We start from the raw sequence: 16088 nt of genomic DNA on the forward strand, positions 1-16088 counted from the left end.
CCAACCAGAGGGCTCGGCAAGATCAGGGATCATGCCGCCAGACTCCGCGATCCAGTCCCGTGCCCTGGTCTCCGACACTCCGACCAGCTCCGCGGCGTCAGCGACTGACACCCCCGCCAGCCGTGCCCGCCAAAACGCCCGCACCCGCTCCCGTGGATACCGCCGAGACCCTGCCATCACAATCACCCCAGTTCAGAAGGGTGTTGCGATCACTCCTTGAATCCGCCCTTGAGCTGAGGCCTGTCACGTCGATTTCGAGGCTGTGGACACGGGCCCGGCCAGGACGAGGCGGGAGGCCGGCCGCGACCGGTCGGGCACGGCGCGCCCACCGCAGCGCTGCACCGTCGCGACAGGCTCATCGGCGATTCGGCGACACCCTCCGGGAGCGGTCGGAGAACCGCAAACGCTGATCAAGCCTGGGAGCGCGCCCCCGCTTCGGCGACACCCTCCCTGCGGCTCTCACGATCGTGCTGATCAGGGTCGGCGCGCCGATGTGCGGCGTTGCACGCTGATCCGAGGTTCGGGCGCTCAGCGCACGGCGCGCAGGTCCAGCGCCAGCTCGTCGGGCGCCCCGTCGACCAGGCGCACCGGGATCCCCCAGTCCTGCTGGTAGCGGTGGCACGCGGCGAACACGCCGTCGCCGTCATCGCAGGCCGCGGCCGCGACGCTGACCTGCAACACCCCCTCGGCGGGGGCATCCGGGGCGAACCGCAGCGTGCGGGTGAGGCCCGGGGACGTGCCGGCGCCGTCGGTGAGCAGCTCCGGCGGGGATGCGGCCACGGTGAGCGATGCGGGGTCGCCGAACCGGGCGTCCAGGTGCTGGCCGGTGGGTGGCGTGAAGTCGATCCGCAGCGCGAGCGTGCCGGGGGCGAGGTCGGTGCGCGCCCGGCGCACGCGATGGGCGCCGGCATCCACCCGGGAGCTCGCCGGGATCGCCAGGCGGACGAGCCGGTGCGCCGCCGACTCGACCACGACGAGCGTGTCCCCGTCGACCAGCAGGTCGCTGGGCTCCCGCAGGTCCCGCGCGAGGGTGCTCACGGTGCGGGTGGCCGGGTCGTAGCGGCGGACGGCGCTGTTGTAGGTGTCGGCGATCGCCACCGACCCGTCCGGCAGCACCGCCACGCCGAGCGGGTGTTGGAGCAGGGCCTCCCCGGCCGGGCCGTCCCGGAACCCGAAGTCGAACAGGCCCATCCCGACCGCCGTCGCCACCTCTGGTCCCGCGGCCGGCGCCGCCTGCACGGTCCGCAGGGCCGAGATCTCGGAGTCCGCCACCCACAGCGTGCCGCCCGGGCCGGTCGCGAGGCCGGACGGCTGCGCGAAGAAGGCGTCCTCGAGGGCGCCGTCGCGCAGGCCCTCGTTGGTGGTGCCCGCGAGCACCGTGACCGCGCCGGACCGCGGGTCGAACGACCACAGCTGGTGGCTGCCCGCCATCGCGACGACCACCCGGTCCTCCCACCACGCCAGGTCCCACGGGGACGACAGCTCGGCCGCGCCCGCACCGACGTCCACGCGCGTGCGCAGCTGCTCCCCGGTGCCCGCGAGCGTGGTGACCGCGCCGTCGGCGAGGCGCACGCCGCGCAGCGCGTGGTTGACCGTGTCCGCGACCACCACGTCGTACCCGGCGACCGCCTCCGGCAGCAGCAGGAGCCCCTGGGGCTCCGAGAACCGGGCGGGGGAGTCGGTGAACCCGCGCTTCCCGGTGCCGATCCGCCGCCGCTCGGTGACCAGGTCGGGTTCGAGCTCGACGAGCTGGTGGTGCGCGGTGTCGGACACGAGGAACGTGCCGCCGGGCAGCGCGATCGCCTTGCCCGGGAAGCGCAGCGCGGTGGCGGGCTCCGCCGGGGCGACGTACGGGCCGTCGCCCCGGTGCAGGGTGCCGGCGGCCTCGTGCTCGGCCACCAGCTCCTCGATCAGCACGCCCAGCCCGTGGGCGTGCCCCTCTCCGGACAGCTGCGCCACGACGTAGCCGGTCGGGTCGATCACCGCGAGGGTCGGCCATGCCCGCGCGGCGTACGCGTCCCAGGTGACCATCTCGGGGTCGTCGAGCACCGGGTGGTGCACCGCGTAGCGCTCCACGGCGGCCGCCACGGCCTCCGGGTCGGCCTCGTGCACGAACTTCGGCGAGTGCACTCCGACCGTCACGAGCACGTCGGCGTAGCGCTCCTCCAGCTCCCGCAGCTCGTCGAGGACGTGCAGGCAGTTGATGCAGCAGAACGTCCAGAAGTCGAGCAGCACGATCTTCCCGCGCAGCCCGGCGAGCGTGAGCTCCGCGCCGCCGGTGTTCAGCCAGCGGCGCCCACGCAGCTCCGGCGCCCGTACCCGTGATCGACCCACGAGCATGCCAAACGCGCAGCGTCACCGCCGTGTTCCGATGGCGTCGGGACCCTCGAACTCACCGTCGCCTGGGTCCCCGCAGGTGTGTGGACGTGCTCAGCGCTCCTCGGCGTCGCGCGCCTGCTGCGCCTTGAGTTGGGCTGATACCTCTGACCAGCGGAACCGGTACCGCCCGCCGGGTGTGGTCACCGCCGGGGTGACGAGCCCGCGCGCGACCCAGCGGCCGACCGCCCGAGTGGTGACGCCGAGTCTGCGAGCCACCTCACCGGAGGTGATCAGCTCCTCGTCGCTCTCGGGCACCGCCCGACGCTATGTCGAACTGGCGCCGTATCGGGCCCGACTGTCGCAACGGTCGCAACGGTCGCATTAGTCGCTATGATGTGCGCCGGGGGTGCGACGCCATCGCGTCGAGATCCGGAATGACGGCCGCCATGGGGAGGACCATGTGGGCGACACCGAGTGGCACTACGAGCGTGTGGTCGTGGCATTGGCCGAATGGCCTGGGCTGGTTCGAAGGCTGCTCGCGCAGCATCCCGCATCCGGAAGGTGTTCGATCTGCACGATCCCGAATGGTCGGGCAGCGGGCCCGATCCCGTGCGTGCCCCGTGTGCTCGCCGAGCGTGCCGCGGCACTCATCGATACTTCCAACCGGACGAACGGCGCGTTCGTGCCCCGTAGACATCGGACCACACCGCTGTGATCGGCGAAACGCGGATCTTGCGCCCAGGTGCGGTCGTCAGGTCCCGATCCTGACGATCAGGGCCTGCTCCCCGGCACGACCACTGCGCGACGAGCGCGCCGGATCAGTGCCGTTCGCGCTCGCAGAGCGACACCAGCATGAACACGATGGTGAGCACGACGATGATGCCTATGAGGTCGAGCCAGGTCATGAGGACCACATCCTGCGGCCGCTGATCGGTTCGGAGCGCGGCCCTGCAGTGTCCTCGCTCCGCGGGTTGCGTTGGTTACGGCACACCCCGCGCCACCCGCGCCCGGGCACGCCACCAACTCCAGGCGGCCACGCAGACCGCGAGCCAGGCGCCGCCGACCAGCCAGCCGGCGACCACGTCGCTGAACCAGTGCACACCCAGGTAGAGGCGGGTGAGGCCGACCGCGCCCACCCACAGCGAGGCGGCGGCCACCAGCCCGGCCCGGACCGCGGGGGCGCGCCCGGGCCAGGCCAGCACGACGAGCGTGCCGATCACGACGATCGCCGTGGTGGCGTGCCCGGACGGCAGCGACTCGCTCGCCGCGTGGACGAGCCGGTCGTCCGCCGGGGGCCGGGGGCGGTCCAGCAGCTCCTTCAGGGCTCGGAAGACCAGCTGGGCGCCCGCCATCGCGCCGACGACGAACACGGCGTCGGCGCGGCGGTCGAGGAACCAGAGCCGGGTGCCGACCACGACGGCGAGTATCGCCATCGCGGCCGTGCTGCCCAGGTGGGTGACGGTGACGGCCGCGGCGGTGAGCAGGTCGGTGCGCGACTCGACCGACCCGTCGAGCACCGTGGCGTCGAGCCGGGCCGGGCCGACCCCGCTGAACGCGGCCCAGAGCCCGGCCAGTGCCCCGACTCCGAGGAGGGCGGCCACGACTACGCCGGTGGCCGGGCGGGGCCCAGCCGGCGGCGCGGGCCCGTTCAGGCCTGCGGGCCGGTCGTCCGGATCGGTGGGTCGAGCCATCCGTTCCTCATGGGTCAGGCGGGGCGGCCCCGCATCTCCCGGTAGCGCCGCACGAGCGCCGCGGTGGAGGCGTCGAGCCCGGCGGTGTCGGCCTCGTCCGCCGCCAGCACCGGGGCGAGCTGCTTGGCGAGCACCTTGCCCAGCTCCACACCCCACTGGTCGAACGAGTCGATGCCCCAGATCGTGCCCTCGACGAACGTGACGTGCTCGTAGAACGCGATGATCTGACCGAGCGTGGCGGGGGTCAGCTTCGCCGCGAGGATCGTGGAGGACGGCCGGTTGCCCGGCATCACCTTGTGCGGCACCACGTCGGCGGGTGTTCCCTCGGCGGCGATCTCCTCGGCGGTCTTGCCGAACGCGAGCGCCTGGGTCTGCGCGAACAGGTTCGACATGAACAGGTCGTGCATGTCGCCGTCGGAGTCCACGTCGATCACGTGGTTGGGTTGGGCGAAGCCGATGAAGTCGGCGGGCACGAGCCGCCTGCCCTGGTGCAGCAGCTGGTAGAAGGCGTGCTGGCCGTTGGTGCCCGGCTCGCCCCAGAAGATCTCCCCGGTGACCGTGGTGACCGGGCTGCCGTCGCCGCGCACCGACTTGCCGTTGCTCTCCATCGTGAGCTGCTGCAGGTAGGCGGGCAGCCGGTGCAGGTACTGGCTGTAGGGGAGCACCGCGTGGGTCTCGGTGCCGAAGAAGTTGACGTACCAGACGTTCAGCAGCCCCTGGATCGCCGGCAGGTTCTCTTCCAGGGGGGCCTTGCGGAAGTGCGAGTCCATCGCGTACATGCCGGCGAGGAACTCGGCGAACTGCTCCTTCCCGATCGCGACCATCAGCGAGAGCCCGATCGCGGAGTCGACGGAGTAGCGGCCGCCGACCCAGTCCCAGAAGCCGAACATGTTGGCCTCGTCGATGCCGAACGCGCTGACCTCCTTCGCGTTCGTCGAGACGGCCACGAAGTGCTTCGCCACGGCCGACTCGTCGCCGAGCCCGTCGACCAGCCACTGCCGGGCGACCTTCGCGTTGGTGAGCGTCTCCAGCGTGGTGAACGTCTTCGAGGAGACGATGAACAGGGTGGTGGCCGGGTCGAGGTCCCTCGTTGCCTCGACGATGTCGGTGGGGTCGATGTTCGAGACGAACCGCATGGTGAACGAGCGGTCGGCGTACGCGCGCAGCGCCTCGTACGCCATCACCGGGCCGAGGTCGGAGCCCCCGATCCCGATGTTGACGACGGCGCGGATCCGCTCGCCGGTGTGGCCGGTCCACGCCCCGGACCGGACGGCGTCGGTGAACTCGCCCATCCGCCGGAGCACGGTGTGGACCTCGACGGGCACGTCCACGCCGTCGACGGCGAGGGCCGTGGCCTCCGGCGCCCGCAGCGCGGTGTGCAGCACCGCGCGGTCCTCGCTGGTGTTGATGTGCGCGCCCGCGAACATCGCGTCGGTGCGTTCGGGAAGCCCGGCCGCGCGGGCGAGGGCGGTGAGCAGCGGCAGCGTGTCACGGCTGATGCGGTGCTTGGAGTAGTCGAGGACGAGGTCGACCCCGGTGGCGGTGAGCGCGGTGGCGCGCTCCGGGTCGCCGGCGAACAGCTCCCGCAGGGTCCGGCCCGCGACGGCCGTGTGGTGCTCCGCGAGGGCCGACCACTCGGGGGTGGCGGTGATGTCGGTCATGGACACGGGGCCATAGTGCCGCGTCGTCAGGATGCCGTCGCGGTCGGGACGCGCGAGCCGTCACCCGTCCGGTCCCAGAGGGCGATGCCCCCGAGCAGCCCCGAGATGTTGGGCACGATCGTCCGGTTCGGGCCGATCGTGTCCGGGTCGAGCCGTTTCGCGTTGCCGCCGCCGACGTACATGTGGTCGGGCAGCACCATCGCGTCGAACGCGTCGAGGGCCTCGTGCACCCGCTTGCGCCACTTGTCCTTGCCGATCTTGTGGCGTTCGTTGTCCCCGCAGGCGACCTCGATGGACGTGCCGCCGAACGTGCCGTGCGAGAGCTCCATGTGTGGCAGCAGCGTGCCGTCGAAGAACACCGCGCACCCGATGCCGGTGCCGAGCGTGATCACCAGCTCCATGCCGTGGCCGGAGATGACGGCGCAGCCCTGCACGTCGGCGTCGTTGGCCACGCGGGTGGGCTTGCCGAACCGCTCGACGAGCGCGGTCTCCAGCTCGAAGCCGGTCCACAGGCTCACCAGCTCGGCGTCCGGCGGCTCTCCCGGGCCACGGCGGGAGAACGCCGGCACCTCCCGCACCCGGCCGTTGCGGATGGCGCCCGGGAACCCGACGGACACGCGGTCGTGGTCCGGCTGGGTCGTCACCAGTTCGGCCAGCTCGTCCAGCAGGACGGGCGGCGTGCACGGGTACGGCGTCTCCCGGCGCGTCCGCTCGGACACCGGGTCGCCGCCGGCCGTCAGCACGATGGCCTTCAGGCCGGACCCGCCGATGTCGATCGCCAGCGTGAGTGGTCCGTCCATCGCTGCGTCCTCCTCATGCACCTGCCCCACGCCCGGGGACGTTAACCGGCGGCGGGGGCCGGCGCACGCTCCTGGGGCCGCTCCTTGCGGCGTGCCGTGCGTGCCGCCTCGATGTCGGGGCTGCGGTAGAGCCGTTCCGGTACGCGGGCCAGCGTCGAGGGGTGCACCTGCGGGCCGAGGCCGTAGAGCTTCTGGAAGCTCATGATCAGCGGGCGCCACGCGTCGGGGTCGATGTGGTCGTCGGTGCCGGGGAGCCGGACGCTGTCGTGCACGAGCACGCGCTGCACCCGGACCTCGACGGCGACCACCGCGCCGCGCTGCCGCTCGTCCTCGTCCGCGAGGGGGTGCACCGCCTCGACGACCACCTCCATCGCCACCGGGCACTCCGCGACCCGCGGTGGCCCGACCGTCTCGGACGGCACGGGGGACAGGCCCGCCCGGCCGAACTTGTCGGCGACGTGGACGTAGCCGCGCTCGCGCTTGCGCGGCGGCACCGGGTCGGAGCCGGTGGTCAGCGCGAGCCGGTCCACGGCCGGCGCCAGCGCGTCCGACGGCAGGTTCAGCACGGCCTCCCCGGTGCGCAGCATGTTGCGGGTGGTCCGGGAGCTCGCGCCGATGCCGAGGATCGCGCGCCAGCCGAGCCAGAACGCCGAGGAGATGGGCGCCAGGTTGGCCGCCCCGTCCTCGTTCTCTGTGGACACGAGCACGACCGGGGTGCCGAAGTACAGGATTCCGGGCTCGATCGCCTCGTGCACCGGGGTTTCCGTCGTCATACGTCCAGGGTGGGAGCGGCCCCGGGCCCGTGCTGGCGGGAATCGGTCGTGCTGATCGACTGGCACCGGCCGGGGTCCGTGCGGGGCCGGTCCTTATTGTGTGGCGGTGCCGTGGAGCGTGGAGCGGGTGCTCGCCCTCGCGCCCGACCCGGCGTCCGCCACCACCGGACGTGGTCAGGCGGTCCCGGCGACGTGGACCGGGCTCGGGGCGTCCGAGGCGGCGGTGTGGGGTGCGTGCCGGGGGAGCGGGAAGCAGCCCTACGAGGTCTGCGTCGAGCTCGCCGGGCCGGCGTTCCGGTGCACGTGCCCCAGCCGCAAGGTGCCGTGCAAGCACGTGCTCGGCCTGCTGCTGCTGTGGGCGCAGGGCTCGGTGCCGGCCGGGGCCGAGCCCGAGTGGGTGCGTACCTGGCTCGCCGACCGGGGGGCGGGGGCTCGCCGCCCCGCCGGGTCGGCCGGAGAGCCGCCCCGCGACCCCGAGGCCGCCGCGCGGCGGGCCGAGCAGCGGGCCCGGCGCATCGCGGCGGGGGCCGCCGAGCTGCGGGAGTGGCTGACCGACCGGGTCCGCGGCGGGCTGGCCGGGGCGGACGCCGAGGAGCTCCACGGGGTCGCCGCCCGCATGGTCGACGCGCAGGCGCCGGGCCTGGCGGGCGGGCTGCGGCGCGCGGCGGGCGTGATCGGGCGCGGCCGGGACTGGCCGGGGCGGTTGCTGACGGAGCTCGCGCTGCTGCACGTGCTGGCGGAGGCGAGCACCCGGCTCGCCGAGCTGCCCGCCGACCTCGCCGCCACCGTCCGCACCCGGCTGGGGTTCCCCACCGACACCGCCGATGTGCTCGGAGGTGGGGAACGCGTCGCCGACGAGTGGGTGGTCACCGGCGTGGTCGACGAGGTGACCGAGCGGCTCACCACCCGCCGCGCCTGGTTGCGGGGGCGGGAGAGCGGGCGGCCCGCGCTGGTGCTGTCGTTCGCCCCGCCCGGCCAGCCCCTCGACCGCTCGCTGCCGGCCGGGCACGTCGTCCGCGGCGAGCTGGCCTTCTACCCCGGGGCCGCGCCGCTGCGGGCGCTCGTCGCCCGGGCGGACGAGCCGGTCCGCGCCGGCCGTCCGGACGGTGACGTGGTGTGCGCCGCGCTGGAGTCCGTCGCGCAGGCGCTTGCCGTCGACCCGTGGCAGGACCGCTGGCCGCTGCTGCTCGCCGGCGTCGCCCCCGCCGCGGACGGCGGCGGGTGGCTCCTCGTCGACGCCGGGGGTGCGGCGCTCCCGCTCGACGAGCGCGTCGACCCGTGGCCGCTGCTCGCCGTGTCGGCAGGCGCCCCCGTCACGGTGGCCGGCGAGTGGACCGCCGCCGGGCTGCGGCCGATGACCTGCTGGGACGGCGACCGGACCGTGCGGCTGTGACCACCGCCTGGGACGAGCTCGTGAGCGCGTCGCTGCTGGGCACGCAGCGCCGCCGGTTCGACCCCGGCGGGCTCCCCGCGGTGGTGCGGCCGCTCGTGCCCGACTCGCCCGAGGCCGCTCTGCTGACCGCCGCCGCGGTGCTCGCCACCTACCGGCGGGCCGGGCGCGTCCCCGCGCGGCCGGACGCCCGACCGGCCGCGGCCGAGCGCGACGAGCGCCCGCTCGTCCCACCCGCGGCGCGGCGGCGGCTGCTGCGGTTGCCCGCCGAGCTGCTCGCCGAATGGCTGGACGCCGTGCGCGAGCGGGGCCTGCGGGTGCCGCCGGAGCACCTGCCCGCGCTCGCCGACGCCGCGCGTACCCGCCCGCCCCTGCGCGCCCCCCTCGCGGGCGCCGCCGGGCCGGCCGGGGCCTGGCTGGGGGAGCGCAACCCGGCGTGGGCCTTCCTGGTCTCGGCGGTTCCGGGCGCGGTCGGCGACGAGGCCTGGGAGTACGGCAACGCGCTGCAGCGGCGGGACTGGCTGGACCGCGCCCTCGCCGCCGACCCGCCCACCGCGCGTGCGGCGCTCGCGGCGACCTGGGCGAGCGAGCCGGCCGGCGTCCGGACCGAGTTCCTGGCGGTGCTCGCCGAGCACCTGGGCTCCGGCGACGAGCCGTTCCTCGAGGCGGCGCTGGACGACCGCGCGGCGCCGGTGCGGGAGGCCGCGGCGGACCTGCTCGCGAGGCTGCCGGGGTCGCGGCTGGCGGCGCGGATGCGGGAGCGGGCCGCTCGGCTGGTGCGGGCCGATGCGGGCGCCCTCGCCGTCACCTTCCCGGACCTCGACGACGAAGCCCTCGTCCGGGATGTCGGCGGCCCGCAGGCGCACGCCGCCCGGCTGCCGGCCGACCTGCTGCGCGCGGTCGTCGCCGCCACCCCGCTGGAGCACTGGGAGAGCTACGGCGCGCCGGCCGAGGTCGTGGCGCGGCCGGTCCGCGGGTGCGAGCCCCGGGTGCTGCACGCCGGCTGGGCCGAGGCCGCGGCCCGCGCGCGGGACGCCCGCTGGGGTGCGGCGATCCTCGCCGCGATCGACCCGGCGGCCGTCGACGGCCCGGTCACGGGGATGGTGCGCCGCCTCCCCGCCCCGGTGCAGGGGCCGGCGGTCGCGGTGCTCGCCGCGAAGCTCCCCCCGCACGTGATGGCCTCCGCCGTGGGGCGGCTGCCCGCCCCGTGGTCTCCTGAGCTGGGCACCGCGGTGCTGGACTGGATCGCCACCCAGCCCGGCAACCGCGGGCTGGGCGCCGCCGCCCGGGCCGCGGGCGTCCGCGTGCCCCGGGCGTGCCTGCGCCACCCCGTCGCCACCGGCCCGCTGCCGATCGGCTCCGCGCCGTGGTGGCGGGAGCTGGCCACCACCCTGACCGTCCGCCGCGAGATGCACGAGGAGCTGGACCGATGACCCAGGCAGTTCTGCGGCCGCACGCCGAGCAGGACCACGCCGACGAGCTGGCCGCGCTCGCCGCGGCCGACGACCGGCCGCGCCCGCCGTCGTGGCGGCTCTCCCCGTGGGCGGTGGTCACGTACCTGCTCGGCGGCACCGTGGGCGACGGCACCGCGATCACGCCGAAGTACGTGGGGCCGCGGCGGCTCGTCGAGGTCGCCGTGGCCACCCTCGCGACGGACCGGGCGTTGCTGCTGCTCGGCGTGCCCGGCACGGCGAAGACCTGGGTGTCCGAGCACCTGGCCGCCGCGATCAGCGGCGACTCCACGCTGCTCGTGCAGGGCACGGCGGGCACCGCGGAGGAGGCCATCCGCTACGGCTGGAACTACGCGCGCCTGATCGCCGAGGGCCCGAGCCCGGCCGCGGTCGTGGAGAGCCCGGTGCTGCGGGCCATGCGGGACGGCAAGATCGCCCGGCTCGAGGAGCTCACCCGCCTCGCCGCGGACGTTCAGGACGCGCTGATCACGGTCCTGTCCGAGAAGACGATGCCGGTGCCCGAGCTGGGCACCGAGGTGCAGGCCCGGCCCGGCTTCAACCTGATCGCCACCGCCAACAACCGCGACCGCGGCGTCAACGAGCTCTCCAGCGCCCTGCGCCGCCGGTTCAACACGGTCGTGCTGCCGCTGCCGGACAGCGCCGACGCCGAGGTGGAGATCGTCGCCCGGCGGGTGGCCCAGCTGGGCGCGTCCCTCGAGCTGCCGTCCGAGGTCACGGCGCTCGCGGAGATCCGCCGGGTGGTCACCGTGTTCCGGGAGCTGCGGTCCGGGCGCACCGAGGACGGGCGGACGGCCGTGAAGTCGCCGTCGGGCACGCTGTCCACGGCCGAGGCGATCAGCGTGCTCACCGGCGGCCTCGCGCTCGCCGCGCACTTCGGCGACGGTGTGCTGCGCGCGCCCGACGTGGCGGCGGGGATCCTCGGCGCCGTGGTCAAGGACCCGGTTGCCGACCGTGCGGTGTGGGTGGAGTACCTGGAGACGGTGGTCCGCGAGCGCGAGGGATGGGCGGACTTCTACCGGGCGGGCCTGGAGGTCACGGGCTGACGCCCGGAGCCGCCGGGGTTGGCCGCACAAACCGGGTGGGGCCGGCACACATGGTGGGGCGTGTGTGCCGTGCCGCGAGGGTGTGTGCGGCCGGATGGAGACCTGGATGCTGGACCACGGAGGTCATGGGATGACGCAGGTGCGGCTCTTCGGGATCCGCCACCACGGGCCCGGATCGGCGCGGGCCCTGGTCGCGGAGCTGGCGGCGTTCGCCCCGGACGTCGTGCTCATCGAGGGACCGCCCGAAGCCGACGCGCTGGTGCCGCTGGCCGCCGACCCCGGCCTGCAGCCGCCGGTCGCGCTGCTCGCCTACGTCGTCGACGACGTCTCCCGGGCCGCGTTCTGGCCGTTCGCGGTGTTCAGCCCCGAGTGGCAGGCCATCCGGCACGCCGTCGCGGCCGGCGTGCCGGTCCGGTTCTGCGACCTGCCGGCCGCCCACCAGTTCGCCCTCGCCGGCCGGGCCGGTGGCTCCGCCGACCCCCTGGGACGCCTCGCCGCCGTCGCCGGGTACGACGACCCGGAACGCTGGTGGGACGACATGATCGAGCACCGCCGCGAGCCGGCGTTCGCCGTGATCGCCGACGCCATGGCCGCCCTGCGCGCCGACCAGCCGACCGAGGAACACGACTCCCGGCGCGAGGCCTACATGCGCGGCGTGCTGCGCCGCACCCGCAAGGACGGCTTCGAGCGCATCGCGGTCGTCTGCGGCGCGTGGCACGTGCCGGCCCTGACCGACCCCCTCCCGCCCGCGTCCCGCGACCAGGCCCTGCTGCGCGGGCTGCCGAAGCGCAGGACCGCCTGCGCCTGGGTGCCGTGGACCCACGGTCGGCTCGCCGCGGCCGGCGGCTACGGCGCCGGCGTGACCTCCCCGGGCTGGTACCACCACCTCTTCACCACGGAGGAGGACGCAACCGCGCGGTGGCTCGCCGCGGTGGCCGGCGTGCTGCGCGCCGAGGACCTGCCCGTGTCCACCGCGCACGTGATCGAGGCCGTGCGCCTCGCCGACACCCTCGCCGCGCTGCGGAACCGGGTGTCCGCCGGGCTCGCGGAGGTCACGGACGCGACCCTCTCGGTCCTGTGCGGGGGCAACGAGGTGCAGCTCGACCTCGTCACCCGCAAGCTCGTCGTGGGGGAGCGGATGGGCGCCGTGCCCGACGACGCCCCGCTCACGCCGCTGGCCGCCGACCTCGCCGCCACCACCCGGCGGTTGCGCCTGCGGCGCGACCCGCAGCCCCGCCAGCTCGACCTCGACCTGCGCAACCCCGGCGGGCAGGAGCGCTCCCGCCTGCTGCACCGGCTGCGCGTGCTGGGGATCCCGTGGGGCCGTCCCGCCGCGAGCGCCCGTCGCAGCACCGGCACGTTCCGGGAGACGTGGGAGCTCGCCTGGCAGCCGGAGTTCGAGGTGGACCTCGTGGCGGCCGGCGTGCACGGCACCACCGTTGCCGGGGCGGCCACCGCGCGCGTCCGGGCCGCCGTCACCGACGCGCCCGCGCTCTCCGACGTCACCGCCGCCGTGGAACGCTGCCTGCTCGCCGACCTGCCCGAAGCCCTCCCGGACGCGCTCGCCGCCCTGGACGCCCGGGCCGCGGGCGACGCGGACGTCGCGCACCTCATGGCCGCCTTCCCGGGGCTGGCCCGGGCCACCCGTTACGGCGACGTGCGCGGCACCGACACCGGCGCGCTGCGCGCCGTGGCCGAGCGGGTGCTGGCCCGGATCTGCGCCGGGTTGCCACCCGCCGCCCACGGCATCGACGAGGGCGAGGCGGCCCGCCTGGCGGGCCTCGTCGACGGCGTGCACGACGTCACGGGCCTCCTCGGCGAGGAGGCCACCGGCCGCTGGCTCTCTGCCCTTTCCCGTCTGGCGGAGCGGCCGTCGCTGCCCCCGCTGCTCGCCGGCCGGCTCGCGCGCATGCTCTCCGACGCCGACCGGATGGCTTCTGGGGAGGTCGAGCGGCGGCTGGCTCGCGCGCTCACGGCCGGTACACCCCCGGCGCACGCCGGCGCGTACGTCGAGGGGTTCTTCGCGGGCGGTGCGCTGCTGCTCGTGCACGACGACCGGCTGCTGCGGGTGGTCGACCGCTTCATCGCCGAGGTGGCGGCGGACCAGTTCGACGAGGTGTTGCCGCTCCTGCGGCGCACGTTCGGGGCGTTCGCCGACCCGGAGCGGCGGGCGATCGGGGAGCGGGCCGCCGCACTCGACGGCGCCGCCCCGGCACCGCGCGTCGCCGACGGGCTGGACGAGCGGCGGGCCGAGCTGGTGGTGCCGGTGTTCGCGCGCCTGCTGGGGGTCGGTTCATGACGGACGACGAGCGGCTGCGGCGCTGGCGCCTCGTGCTGGGCAGCGGCCCGGAGGAGACCGCGGACGGCACCGGCGTCGCGCTCGGGCCCGAGGACCGCCGCGTCGACGCCGCCCTCGCGGCCCTCTACGACGGCGGGGGCGGCGAGGGGAACGGCCCGCGCACGGGCGGCCTCGGCGGCTCGTCGCCACAGGTGGCGCGCTGGCTGGGCGACATCCGCCAGTACTTCCCGACGTCGGTGGTGCAGGTGATGCAGCGCGACGCCGTGGAGCGCCTCGGCCTCACCCGCATGCTGCTGGAGCCGGAGCTGCTCGCCGCCGTCGAACCGGACGTGCACCTGGTCGGAACGCTGCTGTCGCTCAAGGGCGTGCTCCCGGAGCGGACGAAGGAGACCGCCCGGGCGGTCGTGAACACCGTGGTGGCCGAGCTGGAGCGCCGCCTCGCCGACCGGGTGCGGGCCGCCGTCACGGGCGCGCTGGACCGTTCCACGCGCACCCGCCGCCCGCGCCCCGCCGACATCGACCTCGCCCGCACCATCCGGGCCAACCTGCAGCACTTCTCCCCGGACCTGGGCACGATCGTGCCGGAGCGGCTGATCGGGCACGGGCGGCGGCACCGCAGCGTGCAGCGCGACGTGATCCTGGCCGTCGACCAGTCGGGCTCGATGGCCGAGTCGGTGGTCTACGCGGGCCTCTTCGGCGCGGTGCTGGCGTCGATGCCGGCGCTGCGCACCCGGTTCGTCGCGTTCGACACGGCCGTCGCCGACCTCACCGACGAGCTGGGCGACCCGGTCGAGCTGCTGTTCGGCACCCAGCTCGGCGGCGGCACCGACATCAACCGGGCGGTCGCCTACTGCCAGTCCCTCGTCACCCGCCCGACGGAGACGCTGCTGGTGCTGATCAGCGACCTGTACGAGGGCGGCACACGGGCCGAGCTGATGCGCCGGATCGGGGCGCTCGCCGGCGCCGGTGTGCAGGTCGTGACGCTGCTCGCCCTGTCCGACAGCGGGGCACCGGCCTACCACCACGACAACGCCGCCGCCCTCGCGGCGCTGGGCGTCCCCGCGTTCGCCTGCACGCCCGAGCTCTTCCCGGACCTGATGGCGGCCGCGATCCGGGGCGAGGACCTGACGCAATGGGCGGCCACCGCGCTCGCCTGACGCATTACCGTCGGGAGCATGCGCGCACTGGTGCTTGCCGACTTCTGGAAGCTGACCGTCGACGACGTGCCGGAGCCCTCGCCGGGCCCGGGAGACGTGCTGATCGAGGTGGTGGCCACCGGGATCTGCGGCTCCGACATCCACGGCTACACCGGCGAGAACGGCCGCCGCGTGCGCGGGCAGGTCATGGGACACGAGACCGTGGGCCGGGTTCTGGCCGTCGGGCCCGACGCCGGCGCCGACCTCGCCGTCGGCGACGCGGTGACCGTGAACCCCGTGCTGTGGTGCGGAGAGTGCCGGCAGTGCGGGATGGGGCGCGAGCAGGCGTGCCCGGACAAGACGGTCATCGGCGTGACGCCCGAGCTCCGGTCGGCCTTCGCCGAGCGGATGGCCGTGCCCGCCCGCAACGCCGTCAAGCTCCCCGCCGGGATGCCGATCGAGCACGGCGCGCTGGTCGAGCCGCTCGCCGTGGGGTACCACGCGCTGGTCCGCGGCGGGTGCGGCGCGGGCGAGTCCGTCCTCGTCATCGGCGGGGGACCGATCGGGCAGGCCTGCGTGCTCGCGGCGCGGCGCCAGGGCGCCGAGCGGGTGGCCGTCTCGGAGCCCGCCCCGCACCGGCGGGAGCTGAACGCCCGGCTCGGTGCGGCCGTCGTCGACCCGTCGGACGGCGACGACGTCCCGGCAGCCGTGCGGGCCGCGCTGGACGGGGATCCGACACTGGTCGTCGACGCCGTCGGCACCCCGCAGACGCTCGCCGCCGCCTTCGCCTGCGCGCCGATCGGCACCAGCGTCGTGCTCGTCGGGATGGGCGCGCCCACGCTCGACGTCGCCGCGTACGAGATATCGACGAAGGAACGGTCCGTGGTCGGGAGCTTCTGCTACAGCGCCGCCGAGTTCCGCGACACCGCGCAGTGGGCCGCCACCGCGCCCGACGCCCTGAACGCGCTCATCGAGGGCCGCGCCGACCTCGACGGCGGCCCCGCGTCGTTCGAGGCGCTGGCCCGTGGCACGGCACAGGCGAGCAAGATCCTCGTCTTTCCGGGCGGCGTGGGCGCATAATTTGCGGATCCGCAGTTTCTGCGGCAGCATGCCGGTATGGCGGAGAGCGGGATCGACGCGAGCGGCGTGGACGCGGTGCGCGGATGTCTGGACGCCGCGGCGGGGCTGCCGCCGATCGAGGCCCTGCCGCACCTGCGGGAGGCCGCGGAACGGCTCACCGACCTGCTCGACGAGACCCTGGCCGCCGCCGTGCTCAGCGGGCAGGCCTCCCTGCGCGCCGCGGGTGCGCGCGCCGGGCTGACCGAGAACGCCGTCGGCCCCCGCCTCGCACGCACCCGCGGGCTCGCCGCCTACGCCGACGAGCGCGGCCGCGTCACCGCGGCGGCGGTGGCGCGGGCGAGGTACGACCACGAGTCCGGCACCCCGCGGCCGGCGCCGCGGACCACGGCGATGCGGTTCAAGCCGCGTCGCCCGACATGAGGGG

At 75.3% G+C, this 16088-nt stretch carries 14 protein-coding genes; 7 read left to right on the forward strand and 7 right to left on the reverse strand.

All coding sequences use genetic code 11. From position 1 onward, the window contains the following. The 7 genes from ACU436_RS37685 to ACU436_RS37715 form a co-directional block, all read right to left on the reverse strand. Positions 1-177 (reverse strand): helix-turn-helix domain-containing protein (locus ACU436_RS37685; protein ID WP_459032019.1); only part of this gene is annotated, 177 nt, incomplete at its 3' end. Between the two features lie 351 nt (positions 178-528). Further along, positions 529-2340 carry an NHL domain-containing thioredoxin family protein gene (locus ACU436_RS37690; RefSeq protein WP_459031897.1) on the reverse strand — a complete coding sequence of 604 codons (1812 nt, stop codon included), beginning with the start codon at positions 2338-2340 and terminating at the stop codon, positions 529-531. A 90-nt stretch (positions 2341-2430) separates the two neighbouring features. Continuing rightward, entirely contained in the window at positions 2431-2634 is a 204-nt protein-coding gene (locus ACU436_RS37695) for a MerR family DNA-binding transcriptional regulator (RefSeq protein ID WP_459031898.1), read from the reverse strand. A gap of 665 nt (positions 2635-3299) precedes the next feature. Then, entirely contained in the window at positions 3300-4010 is a 711-nt protein-coding gene (locus tag ACU436_RS37700; protein ID WP_459031899.1) for a phosphatase PAP2 family protein, read from the reverse strand. Between the two features lie 14 nt (positions 4011-4024). Then, positions 4025-5671 carry a glucose-6-phosphate isomerase gene (gene pgi, locus ACU436_RS37705; protein WP_459032020.1) on the reverse strand — a complete coding sequence of 549 codons (1647 nt, stop codon included), beginning with the start codon at positions 5669-5671 and terminating at the stop codon, positions 4025-4027. 26 nt (positions 5672-5697) lie between these two features. Then, positions 5698-6471 carry an ROK family protein gene (locus ACU436_RS37710; RefSeq protein WP_459031900.1) on the reverse strand — a complete coding sequence of 258 codons (774 nt, stop codon included), beginning with the start codon at positions 6469-6471 and terminating at the stop codon, positions 5698-5700. A gap of 41 nt (positions 6472-6512) precedes the next feature. Then, positions 6513-7244 carry a flavin reductase family protein gene (locus ACU436_RS37715; RefSeq protein ID WP_459031901.1) on the reverse strand — a complete coding sequence of 244 codons (732 nt, stop codon included), beginning with the start codon at positions 7242-7244 and terminating at the stop codon, positions 6513-6515. A 106-nt stretch (positions 7245-7350) separates the two neighbouring features. On the opposite strand from ACU436_RS37715, the gene ACU436_RS37720 reads away from it, so the two are divergent. The 7 genes from ACU436_RS37720 (at position 7351) to ACU436_RS37750 (ending at position 16084) form a co-directional block, all read left to right on the forward strand. Further along, positions 7351-8637 carry an SWIM zinc finger family protein gene (locus ACU436_RS37720; RefSeq protein WP_459031902.1) on the forward strand — a complete coding sequence of 429 codons (1287 nt, stop codon included), beginning with the start codon at positions 7351-7353 and terminating at the stop codon, positions 8635-8637. Beyond that, positions 8634-10067 (forward strand): DUF5691 domain-containing protein, encoded by a 1434-nt coding sequence (locus ACU436_RS37725; protein WP_459031903.1) that lies wholly within the window; start codon positions 8634-8636, stop codon positions 10065-10067. The genes ACU436_RS37720 and ACU436_RS37725 overlap by 4 nt, the downstream gene beginning before the upstream one ends. After that, complete coding sequence (locus ACU436_RS37730) at positions 10064-11149, forward strand: ATP-binding protein (RefSeq protein ID WP_459031904.1); 1086 nt, start codon at positions 10064-10066, stop codon at positions 11147-11149. The genes ACU436_RS37725 and ACU436_RS37730 overlap by 4 nt, the downstream gene beginning before the upstream one ends. A 130-nt stretch (positions 11150-11279) precedes the next feature. Further along, positions 11280-13448, forward strand: coding sequence for a DUF5682 family protein (locus ACU436_RS37735; RefSeq protein WP_459031906.1), 2169 nt, complete (start codon positions 11280-11282; stop codon positions 13446-13448). Further along, entirely contained in the window at positions 13445-14605 is a 1161-nt protein-coding gene (locus tag ACU436_RS37740) for a VWA domain-containing protein (protein WP_459031907.1), read from the forward strand. Before ACU436_RS37735 ends, ACU436_RS37740 begins: the two co-directional genes overlap by 4 nt. An 18-nt stretch (positions 14606-14623) precedes the next feature. Next, positions 14624-15664 carry a zinc-dependent alcohol dehydrogenase gene (locus ACU436_RS37745; RefSeq protein WP_459031908.1) on the forward strand — a complete coding sequence of 347 codons (1041 nt, stop codon included), beginning with the start codon at positions 14624-14626 and terminating at the stop codon, positions 15662-15664. A gap of 36 nt (positions 15665-15700) precedes the next feature. Further along, positions 15701-16084: a hypothetical protein gene (locus tag ACU436_RS37750; protein ID WP_459031909.1), complete on the forward strand. Its 384-nt coding sequence runs from the start codon at positions 15701-15703 to the stop codon at positions 16082-16084. Positions 16085-16088: the final 4 nt, after the last annotated feature.

The organism is Pseudonocardia wallangbongensis (genome assembly GCF_054486945.1).